The following is a 24,581-nucleotide window of genomic DNA, read 5'->3' as shown; positions in this document are numbered from 1 at the left end:
GTGCGAACTCAATCCAAGACACTGCTGCTGGCCATGGCCGCGGCCGCCTGCCTGGGCCTGGCGCCAGCGGCTATTCTTGGCGCGTCGGCCGCCCAGGCCGCGCCGCCCAGCGCCAAGGACTTCAGCCGCTACGCCGCCCTGTCCGACGTCGTGGTTTCACCTGACGGCCAGCATATCGCCGGCCTGATCTCGACGGACGGGGAGGAGCGGCTCCTGGCGATCTGGGAAACCGCTCATCCCGACCGCCAGCCGTTCGTCATCGGCTCGCGGCACATGCGGCTCATGAGCGTCGAGTTCGTCAAGAACGACCGCCTGGCGATCGTGGTCCAGCAGACCCTGACGGTGGGCTCGATGAAGGGCCACTTGCAGAAGATCTATATCACCGACCTCAAGGGCCAGGATTGGAAGCCCGCCCTGCCCGAAGAGCGCGCCGCCAGCGACTACGCCGAACTCGAGAAGCAGACCGGCAATCCCGCCATCCTGAGCCGCCTGCCCGGCGATCCGCAGCACATCCTGGTGATGGACACCAGCACCGATGGCGAGGGCGACATCTACCGCGCCAACATCTACACCGGCACGGCCGAGCGCGTGGAGCGGGGCTCGGAGAAGTTCGGCGACCTGCAAGCCGACGCCAAGGGGGAGATCCGCGCCAAGATCCAGCTGGACTACGAGGACGGCAAGGCGGTCTACATCCAGTGGATCAAGAACCCCAAGGGCCAGTGGGAGCCGCATTTCCGGTCCTACTTCAAGGACCGCAACCTCTTCGGCGTCGCCGGCTTCAGCGACGATCCCAATATCGTCTACGTGGCGGGGCGGCAGCCCGGCGCCGACAAGGCGGGGATCTATGTCTACGACATCACCGCCAAGAAGATCGTCGAACCGGCCTTCGAACATAAGCTGTTCGACGCCGGCGGGATCGTGGCCGATTCGTCCGACCGCTTGCTGGGCTTCCGCTACAACGGCGCCCGCAACAACATCTACTGGGTCGATCCGCAGCTGGAGGCCATGGACAAGGGCGTGCGCGCGGCTCTGGGCGTGAAGACCACGCCCCTGGCCTGGACCGATCCGGGCACCGGCCAGAAGGCCAAGATCAACGTTCCCGACGGCGCGGACCTGTCGGTGGTCTCATGGTCCGACGATCATAGTTCGATCATCGTGCTGAAATCAGGTCCCAAGGAACCGGGCGACTACTACCTGTTCACCAAGGACGGCAAGCTGTCGCTGCTGGGCAAGGAGCGGCCGTGGCTCAAGCCGGAGGTCCTCGGCGACACCCGTCTGGTCCAATACACGGCGCGGGACGGCCTGGTGGTCCCGGGCTTCCTGACCACGCCCCCGGCGTCCGCCGGCGCCGGCCCTTATCCGACGATCATCCTGCCCCACGGCGGGCCCTGGTCGCGGGATTCGCTCGACTGGGATCCAGGCGGCTGGACACAGTACTTCGCCAGCCGCGGCTACGCCGTGCTGCAACCCCAGTTCCGCGGCAGCGAGGGCTGGGGCCGCAAGCTCTGGACCGCCGGCGACAACGAGTGGGGCCAGAAGATGCAGGACGACAAGGACGACGGCGCCAAGTGGCTGATCGACCAGAAGATCGCCGATCCCAAGCGCATCGCCATGTTCGGCTACTCCTACGGCGGCTATTCGGCCTTGGCCGCCAGCATCCGGCCGAACGGGATCTACCAATGCGCCGTGTCGGGCGCCGGCGGCAGCCTGGCGGACATGAAACGGGTGACGGGCGACAGCCGCACCATGCGGGAATACCAGCGCCCGTTCGTGGACGGCCTCGACGCCATCCAGCACGCCGGCGAGGCCAAGATCCCGATCTTCCTGTACCACGGCGAGCGCGACACCAATGTCGACATCAAGGACTCGCGGCGGTTCATCGCCGGCCTGAAGGCGGCGAACAAGCCCTACAAGTGGTTGGAAATCAAGGACATGGGTCACCCATACCTGACCATGACGCCGGCCATGATGGAGACCCAGCTGGTCGAGATCGAGAAGTTCTTCCAGAACGAGTGCAAGCCCGGCGGCCTTTAGCCGTCTGGCCGAGCAAGATGAAGGGGCGGCCTGCGGGCCGCCCCTTTTTCGTGCGCCCTACGCTAGGTCCCGCGGGCCGAACGAGTCGGGCAGCAGGCTCCAGAACGGCGTGCGGCGGGTGGCCTTGCCGTCCTGGACCGAGACGATCTCGCAGGCGTCGGTGGCGAATTCGGCGATGCGCTGGCGGCAGGCGCCGCAGGGCTGGACCACGCCGTTGGAGCCGGCGGCGATCAGCACCCTGGCGATGCCGCGCCCGCCGGCCGTGACCATCGCCCCGATCGCCGTCTGCTCGGCGCAGGTGCCCGACGGATAGGCGGCGTTCTCGACATTGACCCCCAGGTGGGCGCGGCCGTCGGCGTCGATCACCGCGGCGGCCACGGTGAAGTTCGAATAACGGGCGTAGGACCGCGCCAGCAGGGCCGGCAAGGCGGCGGCCAGGGCGGCCTCGCTGTCCTCGTCCAGGAAGATCGGGATGGTGGGAGATGTCTCGGTTGCGCTCATGCCGGCCTCGTCGCCGGCGGATTCCGCGTCGTTGCGGGGTCGCGCCGGGCGGAGAGGCAATCAGTCGCGGGCCGCCCTGGCAAGCCCGTTTTCGCGCGTCGGATCACGCCTCGCCCGGAGCCTTGGCGACGATCGACAGGGCGTGCACCGGCCCCGCCATCTCCTCGGCCAGGGCCTGGAAGATCAGCCGCTGACGGGCCACCCGGGCCTTGCCCGCAAAGGCCTCGGCCTCGATCATCAGGTTGAAGTGGCTCTCCCCGCCCTCGCGATGTCCGGCATGGCCGTGATGGCGGTCGCTGTCGTCGACGACCTCCAGCCGGGTGGGCGAAAAGGCGGCGGTCAGCTTGGCGGCGATGGCGTCGGCGATAGCGCCCATGACGGTTCCTTGCTTGTCAATCCTTGAACGGAAATAGCGTCGGCTTACTCTAAGCGCCATGAGCGCCGACTTCGAATATCGCCCCAAGTTTTTCGACATCCGTGTCCGCCCCCCCAAATCGCCGGAGGAGGCGGCTCGGGAGAACGACGTCTACGCCCTGAAACCGGGCGAGGTGCGCTGCGACCACCCCGAGTGCCGCTCGGCCGCCACGGCCAAGGCGCCCAAGTCGCGCGACATGCCGGGCGTCTACTACAATTTCTGCCAGCGCCACGCGGCCGAGTACAACAAGAACTGGAACTTCTACGCCGGCATGAGCGAGGGCCAGATCCGCGCCGCGCAGGAAAAGGAGAAGATGACCGGCGGCCGTCCGACCTGGTCGATGAAGGCCGACGCCAATTCGCGCGAGGCCGCAGCCGCCGCCGCTCGCGACGCGCGCCACCTGAACGACCCGTTCGGCCTGTTCCGCGCCCAGCAGCGCAAGGCCGAATCGGCCGCCGCCGGCCGAGCCCTGGGCAAGCTGGAGCGCCAGGCCCTGGCGGACCTGGACCTGGAGGCCGACGCCGACGGCGCGGCGATCCGCGCCAAGTACAAGGACCTGCTCAAGCGCTGCCACCCCGACATGAACGGCGGCGACCGCAGCGCCGAGCACAAGCTCCAGCGGGTGATCAAGGCGTACAAGACGCTGCAGAAGTCGGGCCTGGCGAAGTAGGGGCTGGACTCAACCCCAAGTTCCCATAATGTTCCACTCATCCCGGCGAAGGCCGAGACCCAAGCTGGGGCCTGGGAGCGGAGCGGGGACTTGGCTTTCGTCACCTACATCATGGCCAGCAAGCCCTACGGCACGCTGTATACAGGCTCGACAGACAACATCTGGCGACGCGTGGCCGAGCACCGCGCCATGGAAAATCCCTGTTTTACCCAGAAGTATGGCGTGACCCGGCTGGTCTGGGTCGAGCAGCACGAAAATCGCATCGACGCCTTCCGGCGCGAACGTCGCATCAAGGAATGGCGGCGCGCCTGGAAGATCCGCCTGATCGAGGAGATGAACCCAGGCTGGGTCGATCTGCTCGATCATTTGGGCGAGTCGTTCTCGTTCTGAAGGTCGGCTTGGGTCCCGGCCTTCGCCGGGATGAGTGGAGATTTGGGAAACCGCCGCTCCCACGCCCAGGCCGCCACCCAGCAGGCCATGGCCCAGGCCGCGCCCAGGCTCCAGCCGGCCAGGACGTCGCTGGTCCAGTGGACGCCCAGATAGATCCGCGACGCCCCGACCAGCAGGCTCAGCAGGACCGCCGCGCCCAAGGCCAGGGCCTTGACCCGTCGGCGCGGCGCGAACCGGGCCGCCAGGGCGCCCAGGGTCAGGAACACCACGGCCGACAGCATGGCGTGGCCGGACGGGAAGCTGGGATTGGCCGCCTCGACCGCGCGATAGACCAGCTCCGGCCGCTCGCGCCCGAACAGCTGCTTGAGGCCCTGGCTGATCGCCACCCCGCCGCCGGCCCCGACCAGCACCACCAGGGCCTCGCTCCAGCGCCGCAGGCTCAGCATCAGGGCCAGGGCCAGGACCACCACCAGGCCCAGCACGGTGATCGAGCCGAGCGCGGTGACGTCGGCCGCCGCAACGTGCAGCCATTTCGGCCCGATCAGGCTGTTGGGGTCGCCGGGCAGCCGCAGCGCCTTGAGCACGGCCAGGTCGAAGGCGGTCGTGTCGCCCTCGGCCACGTCGTCGGACAGCTCCAGGAAAGCCAGCGCGCCGCCGGCCAACACCAGCAGGGCCGCCACCGCACCCAGCTCGTTTCGCGCCGCGGTCAGCAGTCGCGGCAAATCGCGGCGAGGTTGAAAGAAGGAAAAGCGCCTCATGAATGAGACAACGCGCAAAGGTCGGTTTCGCACCGTCCAGTATTCTCAAGGTCGGGCGAAATGTTTCCACTCGGAAACACGATGAACCATTCCTGACCAGCGCCGTTCATGTCCGGTCCAAACCCCATTCGCTAGTGTCGGACTATCGAAAGAGGTTCGGCGGTGTCGGACCGCCACCAACAGGAAAGGACCTCGTTATGAAGCGTCTGATCATCACCACCCTGGCCGCCACCCTGCTGGCCGGCACGGCCCTGTCGGGCACGGCCATGGCCGCCGGGCAACGCTATGACGACCACGACCGCGGCCGCTACGACCAGCGCCACGACGACCGCTACGATCGCCATGACCGCCGCGACTACGGCCACAGCCGCCGGGAAGCCGCCCATGAGCGCCGCGACTATCGTCGCTGGGAACGCGGCCAGCGCCTGGACGCCCGCTATCGCGACAACCGCTACTATGTCAGCGACTGGCGCCGTCACGGCCTTCGCGCCCCGCCCCGCGGCTATCGCTGGCAGCGCGTGGACAACAACTACATCCTGGCCGCCGTGGCCACCGGCCTGATCGCCTCGGTGATCATCGCCAACAACTAGGCCCTTCCCCTCCCAGAAGGCCCCATCGCGCCCCGGACGGCCCCAGCCGCCCGGGGCGTCGTGCTCTGGCATGGCGTTTTTTCCACGCGGGGCTGGCCTTCGCCCTTCCCCTCCCCCACGTCAAAGCGGTAAGCGGGAGACATCATGCCCGACCTGACCGACAGCCACGCCGCCGATCCCCTGATCACCCTGGCCCCCGACAAGTGGGTCACGCTTCGCGACGCGTTCGGCGTCGACAGCGACATGAAGGTCCCGGCCTTCAGCCATCGCGACGCCCACGTGCCCGAGATCGACGGCGCCTACAAATTCGACCCGCAGACGACCAAGGCTATCTGCGCCGGCTTCGCCAACGACCGCCGGGTGATGGTCCAGGGCTATCACGGCACCGGCAAGTCGACCCACATCGAGCAGATCGCCGCCCGGCTGAACTGGCCTCTGGTGCGGGTGAACCTCGACAGCCATGTCAGCCGCATCGACCTGGTCGGCAAGGACGCCATCGTCCTGAAGGACGGCAAGCAGGTCACCGAGTTCCGCGAAGGCATTCTTCCGTGGGCCCTGCAGCGCCCGATCGCCCTGGTGTTCGACGAGTACGACGCCGGGCGGCCGGACGTGATGTTCGTCATCCAGCGCGTGCTGGAGGCCGGAGGCAAGCTGACCCTGCTGGACCAGAACCGGGTGATCCGCGCCAACCCGTATTTCCGGCTGTTCTCGACGACCAACACCATCGGCCTGGGCGACACGACCGGGCTCTATCACGGCACCCAGCAGATCAACCAGGGTCAGATGGACCGCTGGAGCATCGTCACGACGCTGAACTACCTCGACCACGACGTCGAGGCCGGCATCGTCCTGGCCAAGAACCCCGGCTACGACACCCCGGAAGGCAAGCGCACCCTGGCCGCCATGGTCCGCGTCGCCGACATGACCCGCAACGCCTTCATGAACGGCGACATCTCGACCGTCATGAGCCCGCGCACGGTGATCACCTGGGCCCAGAACGCCGAGATCTTCGACAAGGACATCGGCCTGGCGTTCCGCCTGACCTTCCTGAACAAGTGCGATGAGTTGGAACGGCCCACCGTGGCCGAGTTCTTCCAGCGGGCGTTCGGCACCGACCTGCCGGAGAGCGCGGCGCGGGTGAAGGTGGCTTAAGAGGCGATTGGTGTTCCCGCGTTCGGCCCGGCGACCGCTCTTCGCCCTGCTGGCCAGCGCCTCGGCGCTGCTGGCTCTCGCCGGCTGCAAGCCCGCGGCCGACGCCCGGGCGGCCGAACAGGCGAGGCCGGCCTCGCCCGTCGCCGTCTTCCAGACGGACGCCGCCGAGTTCGCCGTGCCCGGCAGCAAGGTCCACACCCTGCCGGCTTCGGCCCAGGGCCGCGTCTACCAGGTCTACGTCAAGACGCCCTTCGGCTACGACGCGCCAGAGAACGCCGGCCGAAAATGGCCGGTGATCTATCTGAACGATGGCCCCTACGCCTTCCAGGTCGCCTCGGGCGTCACCGACCTGCCCTTCAGGTTTGGACGTCTGGAACAGGCGATCCTGGTGGGGATTTCCTACGCCCAGGGCGACAACGGCATGGTCAGCCGTCGCCGCGACATGACGCCGTGGAAGGACGCCAGCCTGGCTTCCGCCAGCGGCGGGGCCGCCGACTACCTGGTCTTCATCAAGGGACAGGTCCTGCCGTTCGTGGAGAGCCGCTATCGGGCCGATCCGCGACGCCGGACGCTGGCGGGCCAATCCTATGGCGGGCTGTTCGGCGCCTGGGTGGCGGTGACCGAGCCTGAGCTGTTCGACAGCTACGTCCTGACCAGCCCGTCGCTCTGGTATGGCCATCGCGAGATGTTCAAGGCCGAAGCCGCCTACGCCGCCGGCCACAAGGATCTGAAGGCGCGCATCTATCTGGCGACCGGCGCGCTGGAACGACCGCGTCCCGGCGGCGACGCCGAGGACATGGTCGCCGACCAGCAGGCCTTCGCCAGGGCGTTGCGGGGGCGGGGCTATCCGGGCCTGAAGGTCCGCGACGAGATCATGGACGACACCTTCCACGAGACGACGTTTCCGGTGGCGTTCACCCGCGGCCTGACCTGGCTGTTTCCGAAGGCGTAGCGGCACGACCGCTCCGTTCAAGACTTCCGGCTTGGAACCGTGGCCTTCGAGGCGCAGTTTCCTTGAGCCAAACCGAACGGAGCCGTCCCATGACCGACATCACCTACACCATCGTCGAGCACGACGGCGGCTGGGCCTACAAGGTGGGCGAGGTGTTCTCCGAGACCTTCCGCACCCACGACGCGGCCCTGCACGCCGCCCAGCGCGCGGCCGGCGAGCAGCGGGTGGCCGGCGAGGACACCGGCATCTCCTACGAGGACGACCGCGGCCAGTGGCGCGACGAGTTGTCGGCCGGCGACGACCGTCCCGTCACCCGCGTGGTCGACGACCGGAAATAGGGCTCACGCGCACGTCGGGGACACGCCCTTGCGGCGTGTCCCCAGCGGGGGTGCTGCCCTCGGGGCATCGGGGACGAACCTTCGCGGTCTGTCCGCCCCCAGAGGGGGCGGAGCCTTCGCGCCAAGTGCTCTTCCCCCTTTGGGGGAAGACGACCGCGAAGCGGTCCGTAGGGGGGCGAGCGTCCGCCGCACGGCCGATGTCCGACAGGACTTCCCCCGCGATACGTGCTAAGCGCGCGCCAACGAAATTCATGAGAGTTCCATGGCCCTTAAAGTCGCCATCGTCGGCCTGCCCAACGTCGGCAAGTCCACCCTGTTCAACGCCCTGACCCAGACGGCGGCGGCCCAGGCGGCCAACTATCCGTTCTGCACGATCGAGCCCAACACCGGCGACGTGGCCGTGCCCGAGCCGCGCCTGGACGCCCTGGCCAAGATCGCCGGCTCCAAGGAGATCATCCCAGCCCGGATCACCTTCGTCGACATCGCCGGCCTGGTGCGCGGCGCGTCGAAGGGCGAGGGCCTGGGCAACCAGTTCCTGGCCAACATCCGCGACTGCGACGCCGTGGCCTTCGTGGCCCGCTGCTTCGAGGACGACGACATCACCCACGTCGAGGGCCGCATCGACCCGCTCAGCGACCTCGAGATCATCGAGATGGAGCTGATGCTGGCCGACCTGGAGAGCCTGGAAAAGCGCCTGCCGGCCATCGAGAAGAAGGCCAAGTCGGGCGGCGACAAGGAGGCCGCCAACACCCTGCGCCTGATCAACCTGGCCCTGGCCCAGCTGCGCGAGGGCCGCCCGGCCCGCGCCGCGGTCGTGGACAAGGAAGACGAGAAGGCCTGGCACATGCTGCAGCTGCTGACCTCGCTGCCGGCCCTCTATGTCTGCAACGTCGAGGAAGCCAGCGCCGACAAGGGCAACAAGTACAGCGACCTGGTGGCCGAGCGCGCCGCCCGCGACAACGCCAAGGCCGTGGTCATCTCGGCCCAGATCGAGAGCGAGATCGCGCTGCTTGAAGCTGAAGAAAGAGCCGAATTCCTGGAGACCCTGGGCCTGGAGGAGCCGGGCCTGAACCGCCTGATCCGCGAGGCCTACAGCCTGCTGGGCCTGCAGACCTATTTCACGGTCGGCCCCAAGGAAGCCCGCGCCTGGACCATCCATGTCGGCGACACCGGCCCGCAGGCGGCCGGCGTGATCCACACCGACTTCGAGAAGGGCTACATCCGCGCCGAGACCATCGCTTTCGACGACTTCGTCAAGCTGGGCGGCGAGGCCGGCGCCAAGGAGGCCGGCAAGATGCGGGCCGAGGGCAAGGACTACGTCGTCAAGGACGGCGACGTGATGCATTTCCGGTTCAACGTCTAGAGACATGAGCCGCCGCCCTGGCGACTGGCTCCGAGCCGTCATGGCGGCGGCGGCGCTGCTGGCCCTGGCGTGCGGCGGCTGTGAAGCGCGAGCTCGACCACCCATCGCCGGTGCGGCGATCGCCGATCGCATTGTGATCGAAAAGGCCGCCCACCGGATGAGCCTGTTCGCGGGCGAGCGGAAGCTGGCGACCTATCGCATCTCGCTGGGCCGTGGCGGCCTGGCGCCGAAGGTTCGCGAGGGTGACCGGCGCACGCCCGAGGGCGACTATCGCATCACCGATCGCAACGCTCGCAGCGCCTATCATCTGTCGCTGAGGATCGGCTATCCGACGCCCGCCCAGGTCGCCCGGGCCCGTGCGGCCGGTGTCGATCCCGGCGGCGACATCATGATCCACGGCCTGCCCAACGGACGCGGCGAGATAGCGGCGCTCTACCGGGGGCATGACTGGACCGACGGCTGTATCGCGGTGAGCGACGCCGAGATGGACGAGGTCTGGCGACTGACCCGCGACGGCGCGGCGGTCAGGATCTTGCCTTGAGCACGGCGCCCAGCCGGTTCGAGACGATTGAGGTTCGCACCTCGCCGGCCGAGGTCGTCATTCCACTTCTGCTCGGCGGCGTTGGACTCGCGGGCGTCGCCGCCAGCGTGGACTATATGGGTCCGCGCCAGCGCCTGATCACCTTCGCGGTGTTCGCGGCCTTGCTGGTCGTCGCGGGAGCGGGCCGCCTGGCCTATCGCGGGCCGCGCCTGGTGATCTCGGCCGAGCGCCTGGGCTGGCGCGAGGCGGGCCAAAAGGAGCTGCGGCACGTCGCCTGGTCGCAGATCCAGTCCGCGCGCCTGGAGCCCGCCTTCCACCGAACGCCACCACGGCTGCGGTTGGTCCTGACGTCGTCCTCGGCGCTTGAGATCGTCGCCTCCGACGAGCAGCACCGTTATGTCGATATCCCCATCGACGGCATCGATCTTTCTCCAACCAGCCTGAAGCTGTTCATTCACCGGGCCGCGCCGCACCTGTTCGCCCCGTCCGCCTGACCCCGATGGACGGCTTGACGCTACGACACGAAAGACGTCCGATCCGCGCCATCTCTCGGGAGCTTCCATGACCGACACCGTCACCCTGACCTCCGGCCTCGACGGCTTCGAATTTACCGCCCTCCACGCCCAGCCCGAGGGCGAGCGCAAGGGCGGGATCGTGGTGGTGCAGGAGATCTTCGGGCTCGACCCATACGTCCAGGCAGACGTCGCCCGCTGGTCGGCCCTGGGCTTCGAGGTGCTGGCGCCGTCGATCTTCGACCGCGCCGTGCCGGGCTACGTGGCGGGCCGCGCGCCCGAGGACTTCCAGACCGGCGTCGCCCACGTGAACGCCATCGGCACGGCCAAGATGCTGTCGGACATCCAGGCCTGCATCGACCACCTGGCGCCGCGCGGGCCGGTGTTCGCGGTCGGCTACTGCCTGGGCGGCTCGCTGGTCTGGCTGGCGGCCGGCAAGCTGAGGAGCCTGGCGGCGGGTTCGGCCTATTACGGCAGCATGATCGCGGCCAACGCCGACCTGCCGCTGAACGCCCCGTTGATCGTGCACCTGGGCCGCAAGGACCCCCACATCCCCGCCGATGCGGTGAAGGCCAGGCTGGCCGAGACCCATCCCGAGGTGACGGTCCACGTCTACGAGAACAGCGGCCACGGCTTCAACAACGACGGCCGTCCCGACTCCGACCCGGAGGACGCCAGGCTGGCGCGGAAGCGGACGCTGGCGCTCTTCCAGGCGAACGGCGCGGCTTAGGGCTTGCGGAGCGGCCAAGCTCGATACAACCTTGAGCCTAGACAAAGACCTTGGGGGTCCCATGAAGAAACTCGGTCACCTGTTCATCCTGGCCGCCGCCCTGGCGGCGGTCGCGGGCTCGGCGCAGGCCCAGACGGGGCAGCCGCCGCCGCCGCCGACGCGGCTCTACGGCACCGAGCAGTACAACATGAGGGAGTACAGCTCGGTCAACCGGCCGACCGCTCGGCTGACACCGCGCGAATCCGGCAATCCGATGGTGGTCAGGGCCGCCGCCAAGGTCGCCGCCGAGTTGCACGCGCCGTGCGAGGTGATCGACGCCGCCCCGCTCTCGACCCGCCCTAGCAGCAGGCCGGAATACGAGATCGTCTGCAAGGACGCGCTAGGCTGGATCATCAGCCAGGGTCCCGACGGCAAGCCGCAGCTGAACGACTGCCTGGCGCTGGACACCGGAGCCCTGGCCGCCGGCAAGGCCTGGCCCAAGGGCATGGTCTGTTCGCTGCCAGGCAACGCCGCCCCCGTCGCCGGGCTCAAGCCGCTGGCCGCCAAGGCCTCGTCCGCCTGCACCGTGGCCGACGGCACGTTCCTTGGCGGCGGCGGCGATCCGCCGATCCGGCGCTATGAGACCGCCTGCAAAGGCGGCGGCGGCTACATCGTCGACGCCCCGGCGCCGGGCTCGACCGCGCCGCTCTCGTCGCTGACCTGCGACGAGGCCAAGGCGGCCGGCGTGGCCTGCACCCTGGCCGACAAGAAGCGTGGCTGAGACCGGCCGCGTCACCCTGGCGGCCGCCGACGGCTCGGCCGTCGCCGCCTATCACGCCCCGCCCGGCGAGGCCCGGCGCGGCGGGCTGGTGATCCTGCACGCCATCTGGGGCGTCACCCCGCACATCCGCCAGCTCTCCGACACCCTGGCCGAGCAGGGCTACGAGGTGATCGCCCCCAGCCTCCTGGACGACGCCGACGCCCCCTTCCCGGCCGCCGACCTCGACCCGCCCAATCTGGACGCCCGCATGGCCCTGGGCCAGGCCAGCGGCTGGGGCGCGGCGACCCTGCCCCGGGTCCAGGCGGCGATCGACAGCCTGTCGGGCGCCGGCAAGGTCTTCGCCATGGGCTTCTGCTTCGGCGGCACCACCGCATGGCTGGCCTCGGCCCGCTGCACCGGCCTGACGGCGGTGTCCTGCTTCTATGGCGGCGACATCGCCGGCTATGCCGACGAACAGCCCAAGGTTCCGACCATCCTGCATTTCGGCCGCACCGACCCGCTGATCCCGATGAGCGACGTCGAGCGGATCACTGCCGCCCATCCCGACCTGCCGGTCTGGCTGTACGACGCCGGCCACGCCTTCGTCGCCCCCAGCGGCCATCATGCCGACAGCGCCGCCCTGGCCATGCTGCGGACGCTGCAGCTGTTCCAGCGGGCGGGTGGGTCGCGCGGCGAAGCCTAGGTCCGCTCGCCGTGCGGCGAAACCTTGGCTAGGATCGCCGCATGCGTTGCGCCGCCCCCCTGCTGTTCCTGACCCTGCTGGCGGCGCATGGCGGGCCCGCCGCGGCCGGCGAGACCGCCTGCTGGTTCGAGAACGGCGCGATCGTCGCCCCGGCAGCGGTCGGCGGCGTCGCCGGCGACTATGTGATCGACCTGTCGGCCCCGCACACCCTGCTGCACCGCGACGTCGCCCAGGGCGCCGGCTTCACCGACACCGCGCTGTCCCTGCCCGTGCGCCTGGCGGGTCAAACCGTCGAGGCCGCGCCGATCGCCGTCCAAAGCCTGGACTACCGGGCCGTCGGCTTCTCGACGCCGATCGTCGGGGTGATCGGGGCCGACATCCTGGACCGCTACACCCTGACCCTGGACTTCTCGCCCTGCCGCCTGCGGCTCGACCGGCCCGGAGAAGTGTCCCTGGACGGTCGGAAAGGCGGCCTGCCCGTGACGATGGTCGGCGGGACGCCCACGATCCTCGCGGCGGCCTCCAACGGGCTCAGGGGCGTCTCGGGGCCGTTCGCCCTGGACACCGCCTCGGCGGGCGGGGTCCGGGCCCGCGGGCCCGCCGACGGCCCGCGCCAGAAGCCGGCTGGAACCCTGCGCGGCCTGTCGCTGGACGGAACCCTGCGCCAGGACCTGCCGGCCGTGGTGGCCGGCGACCTGCCCGACGGCGTGGTCGGGGCGATCGGCGTCCAGGTGCTGGCGGCCTACCGCCTGCGGCTGGACCCCAAGGCCCTGCGCCTGTGGCTGACGCCAATCCAGGCCGCTCGCTGACGGGACAAAAGAAAAGGGCCCGGCGTCGCCGCCGGGCCCTCGATCTTCAAGCCGTAAGACGGGTCAGTGCGACTCGTTCTTCCAGACCTTGCGGTAGCTGACGTAGAGCAGGATCGAGAAGAGCACCAGATAGGCCAGGACGGCGAAGCCGGTCTGCTTGCGCTCTTCCAGCTTGGGCTCGGCGGCCCACATCAGGAAGGCCGAGACGTCCTTGGCTTCCTGGTCCAGCGTCGCCGGCGTGCCGTCGTCGAAGGTCACTTGGTTGGCCTTGATCGGCGGGGCCATGGCGATGAAGCCGCCCGGCGGGACGTGCTCCTTGGGACCCGACCAGTACGAAGACAGGTCGCCCGTCATGTACTGGTTGTAGTGCTGGGTCGGGTCCATCTTCAGGCCGGGCGGCGGGGCCGCGTAGCCGGTGATGATGGAATAGATGTGGGCCGGGCCCTCTTCGCGGGCCTTGGCCAGCAGCGACATGTCGGGCGGCAGGGCGCCGCCGTTGCTGGCGCGGGCCGCGGCCTCGTTCGGGAACGGCGCGGGGAAGCGGTCGGCCGGAGTGGCCGGACGCTTGATCGCGTCGCCGGTCTCGTTGTCGATGTCGGCGACCTCGTAGTCCTTGGCGATCGCCTTGACGTACGGGTTGTCGTTCGAGTTCGGGTACTTCTTGTCGTAGAACGGGCCGCCCTTGTCGCCGAGGTTGCGGAAGCTGACCAGGTTCATCGAGTGGCAGGCCGAGCAGACCTCGCGATAGACCTTGTAGCCGCGCTGCAGCTGAGCCTGGTCGAACTTGCCGAGCGGGCCTTCGAACGACCAGTGGACGTCCTTGGCCGGCAGGGCGCCGTGCTGGGCCAGGGCCGGGCCGGCGACGGCCGTCAGGAGACCCGCGACCGCTGCGATGACGGAGAGTTTGCGCAGCATCGGGATCAGCCCTTCATTTCAGGCGCGGCGGTCGCTTCGGCCGGCGCGGCGGCCGGATGCGACAGGGCGGGAGAGGCGATGGAGTCCGGCACCGGCAGGGTCTTTTCCGTCAGGCCCAGCACCGGCAGGATCACCAGGAAGAAAGCGAAATAGTACAGCGCGGCCACGCGGCTGAGCCACACGAAGCTGTTCAGGTCGGACGCCATCAGCTGGAAGGTGGTCAGGTGCGGGATGACCTGGTCGTCAGGCAGCTTGGCGCCGCAGACGCCCAGGATGCAGCAGGCCACCACGAAGATGAAGAAGTGGATCTTCGCGGTCGGGCGGTAGCGCATCGAGCGCACCTTCGAGGTGTCGAGCCACGGCAGGGCGAACAGGCAGGCGATGGCGCCGAACATGGCCAGCACGCCCATCAGCTTGTCCGGCACGGCGCGCAGGATCGCGTAGAACGGCAGGAAGTACCATTCCGGAACGATGTGCGACGGCGTCACCAGCGGGTTGGCCGGGATGTAGTTGTCGGCGTGGCCCAGGGCGTTGGGCATGAAGAACACGAAGAAGGCGAAGAGGATCAGGAAGACGCTCAGCGCGAACGCGTCCTTCACCGTCGCGTACGGGGTGAAGGGCACGGTGTCGGCCTTCGACTTGGGCTCGACGCCGGTCGGGTTGTTCTGGCCCACCACGTGCAGCGCCCAGATGTGCAGGATCACCACGCCGGCGATCATGAAGGGCAGCAGGTAGTGCAGCGAGAAGAAGCGGTTCAGGGTGGGGTTGTCGACCGCGAAGCCGCCCCACAGCCAGGTGGTGATGCTCTCGCCGACCAGCGGCAGGGCGCCGAACAGGTTGGTGATCACGACGGCGCCGTGGAACGACATCTGGCCCCAGGGCAGGACGTAGCCCATGAACGCGGTGGCCATCATCAGCAGGTAGATCACGCAACCCAGCAGCCACAGCACTTCGCGCGGCGCCTTGTAGGAGCCGTAGTACAGGCCGCGGAGCATGTGGATGTAGACGGCGATGAAGAACATCGACGCGCCGTTGGCGTGCATGTAGCGGATCAGCCAGCCATAGTTCACGTCGCGCATGATGTGCTCGACGCTGGCGAAGGCGTGGTCGGCGCTGGGCGTGTAGTGCATCACCAGGATGATGCCGGTGATCAGCTGCGAGGCCAGGCACAGCGACAGGATGGCCCCGAAGGTCCACCAGTAGTTCAGGTTACGCGGCGTGGGGTAGTCGACGAAGCTGTCGTAGCCCAGGCGCACGATCGGCAGACGGGCGTCGAGCCAGCGCTCGATACCGGTCTTGGGTTCGTAGGTCGAATGTCCGCTCATCTCGCTTAACCGATCTTGACCTTGGTGTCGGACAGGAAGGCGTATTCCGGAACCACCAGGTTCTTGGGCGCGGGGCCCTTACGGATACGGCCCGAGGTGTCGTAGACCGAGCCATGGCAGGGGCAGAACCAGCCGCCGTACTCGCCGCCGCCGAAGGTGGGGACGCAGCCGAGGTGGGTGCAGTTGCCGCCGACGATCAGCCACTGGGACTTGCCCGGCTTCACGCGGGCCGAATCCTTTTCCGGATCCTTCATCGACGCGCCGTCGTCGGCCACCGCCTTGGCGATCTCGGCCTTGGTGCGGTTGCGCACGAACAGCGGCTTGCCGCGCCACTTGACGACGACCTGCTGGCCTTCGGGGACCTTGGTGACGTCGAATTCGATCGACGCCAGGGCCCGCGTGTCGGCGGAGGGGTTCATCTGGTCGATGAACGGCCACGCGATCGCGGCCGCGCCGCCGGCGGCGACCGCCATCGTTGCGATGTAGATGAAATCCCGGCGGCTGGGGTCTTCCCCATGCGCCGGATCAGTTTTTGCGCCCACGGCGGTGTCGGCCACCCAAGTCACCCTTCGATGCCGCCGCGCCGCCAAAGACGGCCCGGCCTGGAGAAACGCCTGTCGGCGCATACTGTCTGGACCCGCGAACGGGTCTTCGCCACAACAGGCAAAAGCGGATCGTCCTATCGGACGCGCGGACGAAGTCCGCAAGCCCTTTCGATTCGCAGCAAATGCCCCTGCTGGCTTTATGGTTGGTTCGCTTAGAATGCGGCTCGCGCTTTTTCAACCCGGCATTCCTCAGAACGTGGGCGCGGCGATCCGCCTCGGCGCCTGCCTGGGGGTCGGACTGGACGTCATCGAGCCCTGCAGTTTCCCCTTGGACGACAAGAGCTTGAAGCGCGCGGCCCTCGACTACGGCCCGTTGACGCACATGACCCGCCACGCCTCGTGGGAAGCGTTCCTCGCCGCGCCGGAGCGCCGCGAGGGCCGCCTGCTGCTGTTCACCACCAAGGCGACCGCCCCGTTCCACAAGTTCGAGTTTCGGGCAGGCGACACCCTGTTGTTCGGCAATGAGAGCCGCGGCGCGCCACCGGAGGTTCACGAGACGGCCTTTGCGCGCCTGACGATCCCCCTGCGGCCCGAGGCCCGCTCGATGAACCTGGCCACGACGGCGGCCATGGCCCTGGGCGAAGCGCTGCGGCAGACGGACGGGTTTCCAAGCTGAACCCGTCCGCCCGCTCGCAGCTCAGTAGAAGAGGAAGAGCCCCGCGTTGAGATCGGCCAGGGTGACGCCGGTCAGGTGAAGCTCGTTGGCGCCGCCCAGGTCGACCACCAAGCCGGACTGGCTGTCATGGGCGCGGGTCGCCAGGGTCGCGAAATCGACGATCCCGGAACCGTTGACGTTCTTCTGGATCGCGATGACGTCGTGGCCGGCGCCGGTATTGAAGTCTCCGATCCAATCCACGCCCGAACTCGCATCGAACGCGAAGACGTCCGCGCCGGCCCCGCCGTACAGTCGGTCGTCGCCCGCGCCGCCGACGATGCGGTCGTCGCCGCCCATGGCGTAGATCACGTTGGCGCCGCCATCACCCCACAGGCTGTCGGCTTGATTCGTCGTGACCAGGCCTTCGATGGCGACCAGATGGTCGCCGGTTCCCGTCACGCCGTTCTGGAGATCGATGACGACGCCGGCGGCCTCACCGTCGAAACGCGCCAGATCGAAGCCCGCACCGCCGTCGATCCAATCGGCGCCCACGCCGCCGTAAAGGTGATCATTGCCTTCGCCGCCCGCCAGTTGGTCGTTCCCGGCGCCGCCGCTGATGAGGTCGTCGCCGGTGAGGCCGTACAGGGCGTTGTCGCCGGCGTCTCCAAGCAGGACATCGGAGAAGTTTGAGCCGACCGCGCTTTCGATCGAGATGTAGAGATCGCCGGACGCACCGCCGGCGCCGGCGCCGGCCCCCAGATCGACGGTTACGCCCGACACGGCGTCGTCGTAGCGGACCAGGTCCGCCCCCGCCCCGCCGTCCATGTAGTTTGCGCCGGCGCCGCCGTTCAGGTGGTCGTTGCCCGCCCCGGCGAACAGCTGGTCGTTGCCGACGCCGCCGAACAGCTGGTCGTCGCCGCCTGCGCTGTCCAGGTGGTCATCGCCGCCTCCGCCACTCAACTGGTCGTTCCGGTCGCCGGTGAGAACCGTCTCGTTGCCGGCGCCGCCCGTGAAGTTGAGGTCGAGGGTGTAGGCCGTGATCCACTCGACGTCCGTCAGGTGCAGTCCGGGGGCGCTGGCGTCGGTGGTCAGGTTCAGAACGGTCGGACCGTTGACATAGAGCGGCAATTCGATCGCCAGGGTGTCCAGTCCCGCGCCGCCATCGAACGTCAGCCCTTTGGCCAGGGTTCCGATGTCGCCCACCTTGAAAACGTCGTCGCCCGCGCCGCCCGTGACCAGCACCAGCCGCTGCGTCTCGCCGTCCGGAGCGACGTCCAGGTAGATCCAGTCGCTCCCCTCGCCGGCGTCGACTTCCAGGTCGCCCAGATCAGCGTTGATGAGGTCGTCTCCGGCCCCACCGGAATAGTAGTCGGCGCCGTGCGCGCCCCAAAGGGAGTCGTTTCCGTCGCCGCCATAGAGCCAGTCGAGGCCGGCCGAGCCGCGGATAGTGTCGTCGCCGCCGTCGCCGTAGAGATGGTCCACGCCGCCGTCCGCGTCGTATCCCAGCGAGAGCGAACCGCCCCGCAAAATATCGTTTCCGTCGCCACCGTGAATCAGGTCGTTGCCCAGCGAGCCAACAAGGATGTCGTCTCCACCGCCGCCGTCCAGCTGGTCGTCGCCGCCCCCGCCCAGCAGCATGTTGGCCTTGCCGTCGCCCGTCAGGATATCCGTGCTGGCGCTGCCGTAGACGTCCTCGATTCCGAGCAGGGTATCCATGCCCCAGCCGGTGTTCTGCGGGCTGGTCAGAGTCAGATTGACGATCACGCCGTTCGTCGCCTCGCCGTAGTCGGCGATGTCGCCGCCATTGACCGCGAGTTCCGCAGTGAGCTTGGCCTGATTGACGATCAGCTGGGGAAGTCGCTCGTCTCCCGTGCCGCCGTCGAGCACGTCGTCGCCTGTACCGCCGCGGAGCACGTCAAGACCCGCGCCGCCCGACAGGCTGTCGTTGCCCGCGCCGCCGTCCAGCGTGTCGCCGCCGCTCGTGCCGACCAGAACGTCGTCGCCAGTCGTGCCTGAGATCAACCCCATAACAAACCCCCGAAATACTGAGGGCTCTGACGTACCAAGAAGTTGTCGCTCCGGTCCAGCCCTCCTTGGAGTTGAACTCGGCTACGCGTAAACCCGTATGGGCTGGCCCCGATTTGCACGGGAAAGCCGAACCGCCTAATCCGTCGACATGAGCGAACTGTCCCCCACCCCAACCGATCTCGGCCAGAAGAAAAGCGCCGCCCGCGCTTGGTTCGAAACCCTGCGCGACCAGATCTGCGCCGAGTTCGAGCGCCTGGAGGACGAGGCCCCCGCCGAGATCTACGCCGGCGAGCCCGGCCGGTTCGTCCGCAAGCCCTGGGACCGCGAGGCGGGCGGCGGCGGGGTGATGTCGATGATGCACGGCCGACTGTTCGAGAAGGTCGGCGTCCACGTCTCGACGGTGTTCGGAACCTTCACGCCCGAAATGGCCAAGAACATGCCGGGCGCCGACGAAGACCCGAGGTTCTTCGCCACCGGGATCAGCCTGATCGCCCACATGCGCAGCCCGCGCGTGCCGGCCGTGCACATGAACACCCGCTTCATCGCCACCACGAAAAGCTGGTTCGGCGGCGGCGGCGACCTGACTCCCCTGCTCGGCTACCAGCGCCGACAGGACTTCCCCGACGCCATCGACTTCCATGCCGCCTACCAGCGCGCCTGCGACGCCCACGACCCGGCCTGGCACGCCAAGTACAAGGCCTGGTGCGACGAGTACTTCTTCCTGCCACACCGCAACGAACCGCGCGGTATCGGCGGCATCTTCTACGACCATCACGACAGCGGCGACTGGGCGCGCGACTTCGCCTTCACCCAGGATGTCGGCAAGGCCTTCCTGGAGATCTACCCGACCCTGGTCCGCCGCCGGATGGGCGAGGCGTGGACGGCCGAGGAACGCGACCAGCAGTTGGTGCAGCGCGGCCGCTACGTGGAGTTCAACCTGCTCTACGACCGCGGCACGATGTTCGGCCTGAAGACCGGCGGCAATGTCGAGTCGATCCTCAGCTCGATGCCGCCCGAGGTGAAGTGGCCGTAAGGTCGGATTGGAGACAGGCGCATGCGCCTGTCTCCGACCGTGACTACGCCTTCGGGCACTTGGCGCCGGTGTCGATCCAGGCCTGCACCAGTTCGCCGAACTGGGCCTGAGTGCCCGGTGCGGGAACTCGGCCGTCGCCCGGGCTCCAGGCCCAGCCGACCAGGTGATCCTCCGCCATGTGGTGATGGATCTCGGCCAGCGAACGCCCACCGTTCCGGGCCGGATCCTTGATCTGGGCGCAGATCGCTCCAAGCGACTTGCCCTGCCAGGCCATCTCCACCGGCGCCAGGGCCCATTTGGGATCGCCGGGGATCGACTTGATGTCCTGGCCCCAGGTCTGGACGTTGGCCGGGCCGTGGCAGGCGGCGCACGGCAGGCCGACCGGTCCGTGACCGCTCTGGCCGCCGACCATCGGCGGATCGTGCGGGTGGCGGTCGTCGCCCTGGGTGGGGGCGCGCTGGACCGGGTGGCAGTTCATGCAGCGCGGGCTTTCGATCACCTTGCCGGCCTCGGTGAACAGGGCGGCCGAGCGGGCGGCCGGGTCCTTGATCGCGACGAAGTCGGCCGGGCTCTTGAGCGTCTCGGCCGGCGCGCTGGCGGCGGGCGCCGGCGCGGCCGCCCAGACGGACGGCATCAGGCCGGCGACCGTCGCCACGCAGCCGGCCGCCAGCAGGACGGTGACGACTCTCATTTGTTAGGCCTCCGCATTTCAGGCGGAACGGCCGGGTCGCGGCGAAGGTTGCCGGATTTCAGGCGTGCTGGTCGAGAAAGGTCGCGATCCAGGCGCCCACCCTCGCCCGGTCGTTGGCGTGATCCAGGCTGGCGACGGCCGCGTCGGCCTGGGCGTCGGTGAACCGGCTGCCCCGCCGGGCCTCGATCAGGGCCCGCGCATAGGCGGGGTCGAACTCGGGATGGAACTGCATCGAGATGGCCGGCCGGTCGTCATAGACCAGGATGCCGGCGGGCGTGAAGGCGCTGCCGGCCACGGCCCGCGCGGTTGGCGGCACGACCACCACCTGGTCCTGGTGCGAGGCCGGGACGGCCACGCCCGCCAGGTCGCGCTCCAGGTCCATCCACGGCTGGGGTTCGGCCACGTCGTAGCGGTGCAGGCCCACGCCCCAGCCCTTGTCGGACTTGACGACCTTGCCGCCGAACGCTTCGGCCATGACCTGGTGACCGAAACAGACGCCGACCAGCGGCTGGCGGGCGGCGTCCACGAGGAACGCCTTCAACGGCGCGATCCACGGCAGGTCGTCATAGACCCCGGCCGACGAGCCGGTGACCACATAGGCGTCGCACTCGGCCGGATCGGCGGGCAGCACGCCCGCCTGGACATCGTAGACGACATAGTCGTGGCCCGGCCCCAGCAGGTCCTGGAACATCGCGGCGTAGCGGCCGAACGCCGGCTGCAGGGCTTCAGGCGGTTCGCCGGTCTCGAGCAGGCCGATCTTCATGGACGGGGTCTCCAAAGGCGTCGCCGTCACGATATAGGCGACCGCCTCGCGTCCTTCGAGGCCCGCTTCGCGGGCGCCTCAGGATGAGGGGCTCCCTGCTGAATTCCTCATCCTGAGGTGCGGAGCGAAGCGGAGCCTCGAAGGACGCAAAGCCTAGAACACCATCCCCTGGACCACCGCCTTCAGCCGCTCGATGATCGAGAATCTGTCCTCGATGAAGTCCTGGTCGATCCACCAGAGTTCGACCTCGCGCATCACCTGGCCGACCATCGGGCCTTTGGGGACGCCCGCCTTCAAGACCTCGTCGCCGGTCAGCGGGAAGGCGGGCGGCGTCCAGCTCTCTCCCAGGGCCAGAAGGCCGCGCCACTGCGGGGTGGCGGCCGATCGGTCCGAACCGGCCCAGGCCAGCTTGACCCGGTCGCTGAACGCCTTCGGCCCCAGGGCATAGACCACCCGGCGGGTTTCGCGCGGGCTCATCCAGCTGACCAGGCGCGGCGACTGGCCGACCGCCTGGACCAGCCGCTCCGTCTGGGCGTTGGACAGGCGCAGATCGTCGGCTGCCTGCTCGGCGACCTCGGGATCCCCGGGGATCAGGGCGGCCAGGCGCAGTTCGGGATCGTTCTCGAACAGTTGCTCGCTCTCGATCGTGATCAGCCCCTCGAGGCGGGCCAGGGATTCGACGGCCGGCAAGATCGCGGACAGGATCCCGGTGGCCGCCATCAGCCGCAGGGCGGGACGCGGATCGTCGGCCGCCAGCAGCTTCAGCAGTTCCTTCTGGATGCGCTCGGCGGGCAGGCCCTCGATCCCGTCCTTCAGCGCCTGGCAGGCGGCCAGCGCCTCGTGGTCGGCCTCGCCCCGGCCGTACCAGGCGTGGAAACGGAAGAACCGCAGGATGCGCAGGTAATCCTCGCGGATCCGGGTCTCCGCATCCCCGACGAACACCGCCCGCCCCTCGCGCGCGTCGCCCATTCCCTCGCCCGTCGGATCGTAGATCCGGCCGCGGACGTCGGCGTAGAGCGCGTTGAAGCGGAAGTCGCGACGCTGGGCGTCCTCGTCCCAGTCCTGGGTGAACGCCACCACCGCCCGGCGGCCGTCGGTCGAGACGTCGCGGCGCAGGGTGGTGATCTCGTAGGGGTGGCCGCCCGACAGGGCCGTGACCGTGCCGTGGTCGACGCCGGTGGGGATGGACCGCAGGCGCGTCGCGCCCAGCGCCTCGATCACCGCGTCCGGGGTCAGGGTGGTGGCGATGTCGATGTCGTCGATGGGCTTGCCCATCAGGGTGTTGCGAACGCAGCCGCCCACGAACCGCGCGCAGCCGGGGCCGCCTCGCGCCTCGAGCGCGGCGATCACGGCCTGGGTCTCCGGCAGCGCCATCCAGGGCGCCGCGCCCATCGTCTCGGTGTTCACCCATCGCCCCCAAGTCACGACACGCCCCACACGCGGGGGCAGGCATTTCAAACGATTATCTCGAACCGGCAAGCCCGGACCGCCGGTGACGCAGCGTCAGGCCGCGACGTCCTCGCCGTGCAGCCGCTCGTACAACGCGCGCAGCATGCCGGCGGTCGCGCCCCAGATGAACCGCTCGTTCCACGGCATGGCGTAGAAGAACCGCCGCTCGCCGTCCGGCAGGTCGCGGTGCTGGCGCTGATGGTTGCCGGGATCCATCAGGAAGGCGAACGGCGTCTCGAACACGTCGGCCACCTCGTCGGGACTGGCCTCGAAGGTGGCGGCCGGATCGATGAAGCCGACCACCGGGGTGACATGGAAGCCGGTCACGGTGCGATAGCCGTGCAGCAGGCCCGCCAGGGTCACGAACTTGGGGTCGAGATTGACCTCTTCCTGCGCCTCCCGCAGGGCCGTCTCCCAGGGCGTCTCGCCGGGATCGCAGCGACCGCCCGGAAAGGCGATCTGGCCGGTGTGGCTGCGCAGGGTGTCGGCCCGGCGGGTCAGCAGGACGGTCATGCCCGCCTCGCGCTCCACCAGGCCGACCAACACGGCGGCCGGCCGCAGGGCGTGGGGATTGTCGGGTCTCAGGCCGGGATTGAGGTCGAAGTCCGACCGCGCCGCGTCCAGGCTGGGATCGTAGGCGCTGATCGGATCCAGCCGGCTGGCGATCCAGGCCCGCCGCTCATCTCGGCTCAGGGTCACGGCCGATGCGCCCCGGCGGGGGCGATCGGGAACCAGGCGCCGTTCGACGTGACGCCCAGGCGCGGTCCCTCCGGCGTCTCGCGCTCGGCGGCCAGTTCGGCCAGCTCGTAGAACACCGGCCGGGCGATCAGCGCCTCCAGCCCGCGCCGCACGTGAAGATAGGGCCGGGGTTCGCCGGTCGCCGGGTCGGTCTCGACCCGGATGGCGTTGTCCGGCCCGGCCTCGACCGCGTCGCCGACATTGGTCTCGAAGCGCAGACTATCGCCCATCTGGTCTACGCGCGTGGCGACGAACGGCGCGTCCTCGACCTGGATCTTCAGCTTTTCGACGGGCGTGACCAGGTGATAGCCGTCCGGATCCAGCCGCAGCACGGTCGAGAACAGCCGCACCAGGGCCTCACGGCCGATCGGCGTGCCCTCGTGGAACCAGACCCCGTCCTTGCGGATGCGGATGTCGATCTCGCCGCAATGCTCCGGATGCCACAGGTGGACCGGCGGCAGGCCGCGGGCGCCCGCCACCTTTGCTGCTGCGGTGACGCCTGCGAGGCCGGAAGGGGCGGGATCGGCGGTCATGGGCTTCAGGTAGGGCAAGCCGGCCGCCGGCTCAAGCGATGGCTGGGACACGGTCGGAGACAGGCGCATGCGCCTGTCCCCAGCAGTTGTCATCACCCTTACCGGGGGCAAATCTTCAGGGCAGACGGATCGGCCCCGCCAACCCGGCGTCCCCGCCCTCGACCAAGGCCTTGACCAGCACCCGGCGCTGGTCGGCCGGACCCGGCATGGTCGCCTGGGCGGCGGGCTCGGCGGAAAAGCCGATACGGCCGAAATAGGGGGCGTCGCCGACCAGCAGCACCGCGCGCCAGCCGGCCTTGGCGGCGGCCGCGCAGGCGGCCTCGACCAGGGCCTGGCCCAGGCCGTGCTTGCGCTCGTCGGCGTCGACGGCGAGCGGACCCAGGAAGGCGACGGCCTTGTCGCCCACCCTCACCGGCCATAGCCGGACACTGCCGATCACCCGGCCTTCATGCCCCCATTCGTTGCTTAGGGCCACGAACGAACAGTCATCCAGCTTGCGATTGCCCTCGCGCAGGCGCTCGGACGACTTGGCGAAGCGGCCGGGGCCGAAGGCGCGGTCGACCAGCACCTCGACGGCGCGGGCGTGCTCGGGCCGCTCGAGCAGGATGGAAGGGGGCAGCGGCGAAGGGGCGACAGCGGAAGACGACATGGGCGCTAAACGATCCGGAACACGAAAAGGGGACATAGCCCCGGTTCGTGACGCGGCCGA

29 protein-coding genes and 1 pseudogene are annotated in these 24,581 nt (G+C 68.9%); 16 read left to right on the top strand and 14 right to left on the bottom strand.

Annotation, left to right across the window (positions count from 1 at the left end; translation table 11 throughout):
- Complete coding sequence (locus tag G3M57_RS03315; protein ID WP_163228692.1) at positions 1–2,034, top strand: alpha/beta hydrolase family protein; 2,034 nt, start codon at positions 1–3, stop codon at positions 2,032–2,034.
- 57 nt (positions 2,035–2,091) lie between these two features.
- Here the strand turns inward: G3M57_RS03315 and cdd are convergent, their stop codons facing one another.
- Both cdd and G3M57_RS03305 read right to left on the bottom strand, forming a co-directional pair.
- A complete protein-coding gene (cdd, locus tag G3M57_RS03310; protein ID WP_056758653.1) occupies positions 2,092–2,535 on the bottom strand; it encodes a cytidine deaminase in 444 nt (147 codons plus the stop codon).
- Between the two features lie 103 nt (positions 2,536–2,638).
- Entirely contained in the window at positions 2,639–2,911 is a 273-nt protein-coding gene (locus G3M57_RS03305; RefSeq protein ID WP_163228690.1) for a BolA family protein, read from the bottom strand.
- Positions 2,912–2,969: 58 nt separating this feature from the next.
- Here G3M57_RS03305 and G3M57_RS03300 point away from each other — a divergent pair, with 58 nt between their 5' ends.
- Positions 2,970–3,620: a J domain-containing protein gene (locus tag G3M57_RS03300; RefSeq protein WP_056758647.1), complete on the top strand. Its 651-nt coding sequence runs from the start codon at positions 2,970–2,972 to the stop codon at positions 3,618–3,620.
- A 90-nt stretch (positions 3,621–3,710) separates the two neighbouring features.
- Positions 3,711–4,010, top strand: a complete 300-nt coding sequence (locus tag G3M57_RS03295) for a GIY-YIG nuclease family protein (RefSeq protein ID WP_188916221.1) — start codon at positions 3,711–3,713, stop codon at positions 4,008–4,010.
- Here the strand turns inward: G3M57_RS03295 and G3M57_RS03290 are convergent.
- On the bottom strand, positions 3,983–4,732 hold the full coding sequence (locus G3M57_RS03290; RefSeq protein WP_310033635.1) for a phosphatase PAP2 family protein: 750 nt from the start codon (positions 4,730–4,732) through the stop codon (positions 3,983–3,985). The two genes, G3M57_RS03295 and G3M57_RS03290, sit on opposite strands and share 28 nt — an antisense overlap.
- Before the next feature lie 233 nt (positions 4,733–4,965).
- Here G3M57_RS03290 and G3M57_RS03285 point away from each other — a divergent pair, with 233 nt between their 5' ends.
- The 11 genes from G3M57_RS03285 (at position 4,966) to G3M57_RS03235 (ending at position 13,197) form a co-directional block, all read left to right on the top strand.
- Positions 4,966–5,358: an RcnB family protein gene (locus tag G3M57_RS03285; protein ID WP_056758643.1), complete on the top strand. Its 393-nt coding sequence runs from the start codon at positions 4,966–4,968 to the stop codon at positions 5,356–5,358.
- Between the two features lie 144 nt (positions 5,359–5,502).
- Entirely contained in the window at positions 5,503–6,510 is a 1,008-nt protein-coding gene (gene cobS / locus G3M57_RS03280; protein ID WP_163228687.1) for a cobaltochelatase subunit CobS, read from the top strand.
- Positions 6,511–6,520: 10 nt separating this feature from the next.
- Positions 6,521–7,462, top strand: a complete 942-nt coding sequence (locus G3M57_RS03275) for an alpha/beta hydrolase (RefSeq protein WP_163228684.1) — start codon at positions 6,521–6,523, stop codon at positions 7,460–7,462.
- A gap of 89 nt (positions 7,463–7,551) precedes the next feature.
- Positions 7,552–7,800 carry a DUF2188 domain-containing protein gene (locus tag G3M57_RS03270; protein ID WP_163228681.1) on the top strand — a complete coding sequence of 83 codons (249 nt, stop codon included), beginning with the start codon at positions 7,552–7,554 and terminating at the stop codon, positions 7,798–7,800.
- A 262-nt stretch (positions 7,801–8,062) separates the two neighbouring features.
- Complete coding sequence (gene ychF, locus G3M57_RS03265) at positions 8,063–9,163, top strand: redox-regulated ATPase YchF (protein WP_056758631.1); 1,101 nt, start codon at positions 8,063–8,065, stop codon at positions 9,161–9,163.
- Positions 9,164–9,167: 4 nt separating this feature from the next.
- Positions 9,168–9,704, top strand: coding sequence for a L,D-transpeptidase family protein (locus G3M57_RS03260; RefSeq protein WP_163228678.1), 537 nt, complete (start codon positions 9,168–9,170; stop codon positions 9,702–9,704).
- Positions 9,701–10,198, top strand: a complete 498-nt coding sequence (locus G3M57_RS03255; RefSeq protein WP_056758626.1) for a hypothetical protein — start codon at positions 9,701–9,703, stop codon at positions 10,196–10,198. Before G3M57_RS03260 ends, G3M57_RS03255 begins: the two co-directional genes overlap by 4 nt.
- A 67-nt stretch (positions 10,199–10,265) precedes the next feature.
- The gene (locus tag G3M57_RS03250; RefSeq protein WP_163228675.1) at positions 10,266–10,946 is read left to right on the top strand and encodes a dienelactone hydrolase family protein; all 681 of its coding nucleotides are present in this window, start codon (positions 10,266–10,268) and stop codon (positions 10,944–10,946) included.
- Positions 10,947–11,007: 61 nt separating this feature from the next.
- Entirely contained in the window at positions 11,008–11,706 is a 699-nt protein-coding gene (locus G3M57_RS03245; RefSeq protein ID WP_163228673.1) for a hypothetical protein, read from the top strand.
- On the top strand, positions 11,699–12,388 hold the full coding sequence (locus G3M57_RS03240; protein ID WP_163228670.1) for a dienelactone hydrolase family protein: 690 nt from the start codon (positions 11,699–11,701) through the stop codon (positions 12,386–12,388). The genes G3M57_RS03245 and G3M57_RS03240 overlap by 8 nt, the downstream gene beginning before the upstream one ends.
- Positions 12,389–12,429: 41 nt before the next feature.
- Positions 12,430–13,197 carry a pepsin/retropepsin-like aspartic protease family protein gene (locus tag G3M57_RS03235; protein ID WP_163228667.1) on the top strand — a complete coding sequence of 256 codons (768 nt, stop codon included), beginning with the start codon at positions 12,430–12,432 and terminating at the stop codon, positions 13,195–13,197.
- Between the two features lie 63 nt (positions 13,198–13,260).
- Here G3M57_RS03235 and G3M57_RS03230 read toward each other — a convergent pair whose 3' ends face one another.
- The 3 genes from G3M57_RS03230 to petA are packed head-to-tail and all read right to left on the bottom strand — an operon-like array spanning position 13,261 to position 15,994.
- Positions 13,261–14,112, bottom strand: coding sequence for a cytochrome c1 (locus G3M57_RS03230; protein ID WP_163228664.1), 852 nt, complete (start codon positions 14,110–14,112; stop codon positions 13,261–13,263).
- A 5-nt stretch (positions 14,113–14,117) separates the two neighbouring features.
- Positions 14,118–15,437 (bottom strand): cytochrome b, encoded by a 1,320-nt coding sequence (locus G3M57_RS03225; RefSeq protein ID WP_056758608.1) that lies wholly within the window; start codon positions 15,435–15,437, stop codon positions 14,118–14,120.
- 5 nt (positions 15,438–15,442) lie between these two features.
- Complete coding sequence (gene petA / locus G3M57_RS03220; RefSeq protein ID WP_163228663.1) at positions 15,443–15,994, bottom strand: ubiquinol-cytochrome c reductase iron-sulfur subunit; 552 nt, start codon at positions 15,992–15,994, stop codon at positions 15,443–15,445.
- Between the two features lie 205 nt (positions 15,995–16,199).
- On the opposite strand from petA, the gene G3M57_RS03215 reads away from it, so the two are divergent.
- Positions 16,200–16,658, top strand: coding sequence for a tRNA (cytidine(34)-2'-O)-methyltransferase (locus G3M57_RS03215; protein WP_163228661.1), 459 nt, complete (start codon positions 16,200–16,202; stop codon positions 16,656–16,658).
- Positions 16,659–16,679: 21 nt separating this feature from the next.
- Here G3M57_RS03215 and G3M57_RS03210 read toward each other — a convergent pair whose 3' ends face one another.
- Positions 16,680–18,665 carry a calcium-binding protein gene (locus G3M57_RS03210; RefSeq protein WP_163228658.1) on the bottom strand — a complete coding sequence of 662 codons (1,986 nt, stop codon included), beginning with the start codon at positions 18,663–18,665 and terminating at the stop codon, positions 16,680–16,682.
- A 148-nt stretch (positions 18,666–18,813) separates the two neighbouring features.
- Between G3M57_RS03210 and hemF the strand changes: the two genes are divergently transcribed.
- Positions 18,814–19,698 carry an oxygen-dependent coproporphyrinogen oxidase gene (hemF, locus tag G3M57_RS03205; RefSeq protein WP_056758593.1) on the top strand — a complete coding sequence of 295 codons (885 nt, stop codon included), beginning with the start codon at positions 18,814–18,816 and terminating at the stop codon, positions 19,696–19,698.
- A gap of 43 nt (positions 19,699–19,741) precedes the next feature.
- Here hemF and G3M57_RS03200 read toward each other — a convergent pair whose 3' ends face one another.
- From G3M57_RS03200 to G3M57_RS03175, 7 genes and pseudogenes are all read right to left on the bottom strand, one after another.
- Positions 19,742–20,389: a hypothetical protein gene (locus G3M57_RS03200; RefSeq protein WP_056758590.1), complete on the bottom strand. Its 648-nt coding sequence runs from the start codon at positions 20,387–20,389 to the stop codon at positions 19,742–19,744.
- Between the two features lie 58 nt (positions 20,390–20,447).
- The gene (locus tag G3M57_RS03195; RefSeq protein ID WP_163228656.1) at positions 20,448–21,152 is read right to left on the bottom strand and encodes a glutamine amidotransferase-related protein; all 705 of its coding nucleotides are present in this window, start codon (positions 21,150–21,152) and stop codon (positions 20,448–20,450) included.
- 26 nt (positions 21,153–21,178) lie between these two features.
- Positions 21,179–21,300: pseudogene (locus tag G3M57_RS27855) on the bottom strand (hypothetical protein); the annotation flags it as partial.
- A 5-nt stretch (positions 21,301–21,305) separates the two neighbouring features.
- Positions 21,306–22,544, bottom strand: a complete 1,239-nt coding sequence (locus G3M57_RS03190; protein ID WP_373287718.1) for a CCA tRNA nucleotidyltransferase — start codon at positions 22,542–22,544, stop codon at positions 21,306–21,308.
- A 111-nt stretch (positions 22,545–22,655) separates the two neighbouring features.
- Positions 22,656–23,294, bottom strand: a complete 639-nt coding sequence (locus tag G3M57_RS03185; RefSeq protein ID WP_056759059.1) for a CoA pyrophosphatase — start codon at positions 23,292–23,294, stop codon at positions 22,656–22,658.
- Between the two features lie 2 nt (positions 23,295–23,296).
- Positions 23,297–23,872 (bottom strand): DUF1285 domain-containing protein, encoded by a 576-nt coding sequence (locus G3M57_RS03180; RefSeq protein ID WP_163233636.1) that lies wholly within the window; start codon positions 23,870–23,872, stop codon positions 23,297–23,299.
- 115 nt (positions 23,873–23,987) lie between these two features.
- Positions 23,988–24,521 carry a GNAT family N-acetyltransferase gene (locus G3M57_RS03175; RefSeq protein ID WP_163228653.1) on the bottom strand — a complete coding sequence of 178 codons (534 nt, stop codon included), beginning with the start codon at positions 24,519–24,521 and terminating at the stop codon, positions 23,988–23,990.
- Positions 24,522–24,581 lie beyond the last annotated feature (60 nt).

It is taken from the genome of Caulobacter rhizosphaerae (assembly GCF_010977555.1).
GTDB classification, from domain to species: Bacteria; Pseudomonadota; Alphaproteobacteria; order Caulobacterales; family Caulobacteraceae; genus Caulobacter; species Caulobacter rhizosphaerae.
This window is presented reverse-complemented; position numbering and strand designations above follow the sequence as displayed.

Excerpts from the sequence above, each read along its gene's own strand:
- cdd (WP_056758653.1), bottom strand. The coding sequence starts at position 2,535 with ATGAGCGCAACCGAGACATCTCCCACCATCCCGATCTTCCTGGACGAG.
- G3M57_RS03305 (WP_163228690.1), bottom strand. The coding sequence starts at position 2,911 with ATGGGCGCTATCGCCGACGCCATCGCCGCCAAGCTGACCGCCGCCTTT.
- G3M57_RS03300 (WP_056758647.1), top strand. The coding sequence starts at position 2,970 with ATGAGCGCCGACTTCGAATATCGCCCCAAGTTTTTCGACATCCGTGTC.
- G3M57_RS03285 (WP_056758643.1), top strand. The coding sequence starts at position 4,966 with ATGAAGCGTCTGATCATCACCACCCTGGCCGCCACCCTGCTGGCCGGC.
- cobS (WP_163228687.1), top strand. The coding sequence starts at position 5,503 with ATGCCCGACCTGACCGACAGCCACGCCGCCGATCCCCTGATCACCCTG.
- G3M57_RS03270 (WP_163228681.1), top strand. The coding sequence starts at position 7,552 with ATGACCGACATCACCTACACCATCGTCGAGCACGACGGCGGCTGGGCC.
- ychF (WP_056758631.1), top strand. The coding sequence starts at position 8,063 with ATGGCCCTTAAAGTCGCCATCGTCGGCCTGCCCAACGTCGGCAAGTCC.
- G3M57_RS03260 (WP_163228678.1), top strand. The coding sequence starts at position 9,168 with ATGAGCCGCCGCCCTGGCGACTGGCTCCGAGCCGTCATGGCGGCGGCG.
- G3M57_RS03250 (WP_163228675.1), top strand. The coding sequence starts at position 10,266 with ATGACCGACACCGTCACCCTGACCTCCGGCCTCGACGGCTTCGAATTT.
- G3M57_RS03245 (WP_163228673.1), top strand. The coding sequence starts at position 11,008 with ATGAAGAAACTCGGTCACCTGTTCATCCTGGCCGCCGCCCTGGCGGCG.
- G3M57_RS03235 (WP_163228667.1), top strand. The coding sequence starts at position 12,430 with ATGCGTTGCGCCGCCCCCCTGCTGTTCCTGACCCTGCTGGCGGCGCAT.
- G3M57_RS03230 (WP_163228664.1), bottom strand. The coding sequence starts at position 14,112 with ATGCTGCGCAAACTCTCCGTCATCGCAGCGGTCGCGGGTCTCCTGACG.
- G3M57_RS03225 (WP_056758608.1), bottom strand. The coding sequence starts at position 15,437 with ATGAGCGGACATTCGACCTACGAACCCAAGACCGGTATCGAGCGCTGG.
- G3M57_RS03215 (WP_163228661.1), top strand. The coding sequence starts at position 16,200 with ATGCGGCTCGCGCTTTTTCAACCCGGCATTCCTCAGAACGTGGGCGCG.
- G3M57_RS03210 (WP_163228658.1), bottom strand. The coding sequence starts at position 18,665 with ATGGGGTTGATCTCAGGCACGACTGGCGACGACGTTCTGGTCGGCACG.
- hemF (WP_056758593.1), top strand. The coding sequence starts at position 18,814 with ATGAGCGAACTGTCCCCCACCCCAACCGATCTCGGCCAGAAGAAAAGC.
- G3M57_RS03200 (WP_056758590.1), bottom strand. The coding sequence starts at position 20,389 with ATGAGAGTCGTCACCGTCCTGCTGGCGGCCGGCTGCGTGGCGACGGTC.
- G3M57_RS03195 (WP_163228656.1), bottom strand. The coding sequence starts at position 21,152 with ATGAAGATCGGCCTGCTCGAGACCGGCGAACCGCCTGAAGCCCTGCAG.
- G3M57_RS03190 (WP_373287718.1), bottom strand. The coding sequence starts at position 22,544 with ATGGGCGCGGCGCCCTGGATGGCGCTGCCGGAGACCCAGGCCGTGATC.
- G3M57_RS03180 (WP_163233636.1), bottom strand. The coding sequence starts at position 23,872 with ATGACCGCCGATCCCGCCCCTTCCGGCCTCGCAGGCGTCACCGCAGCA.
- G3M57_RS03175 (WP_163228653.1), bottom strand. The coding sequence starts at position 24,521 with ATGTCGTCTTCCGCTGTCGCCCCTTCGCCGCTGCCCCCTTCCATCCTG.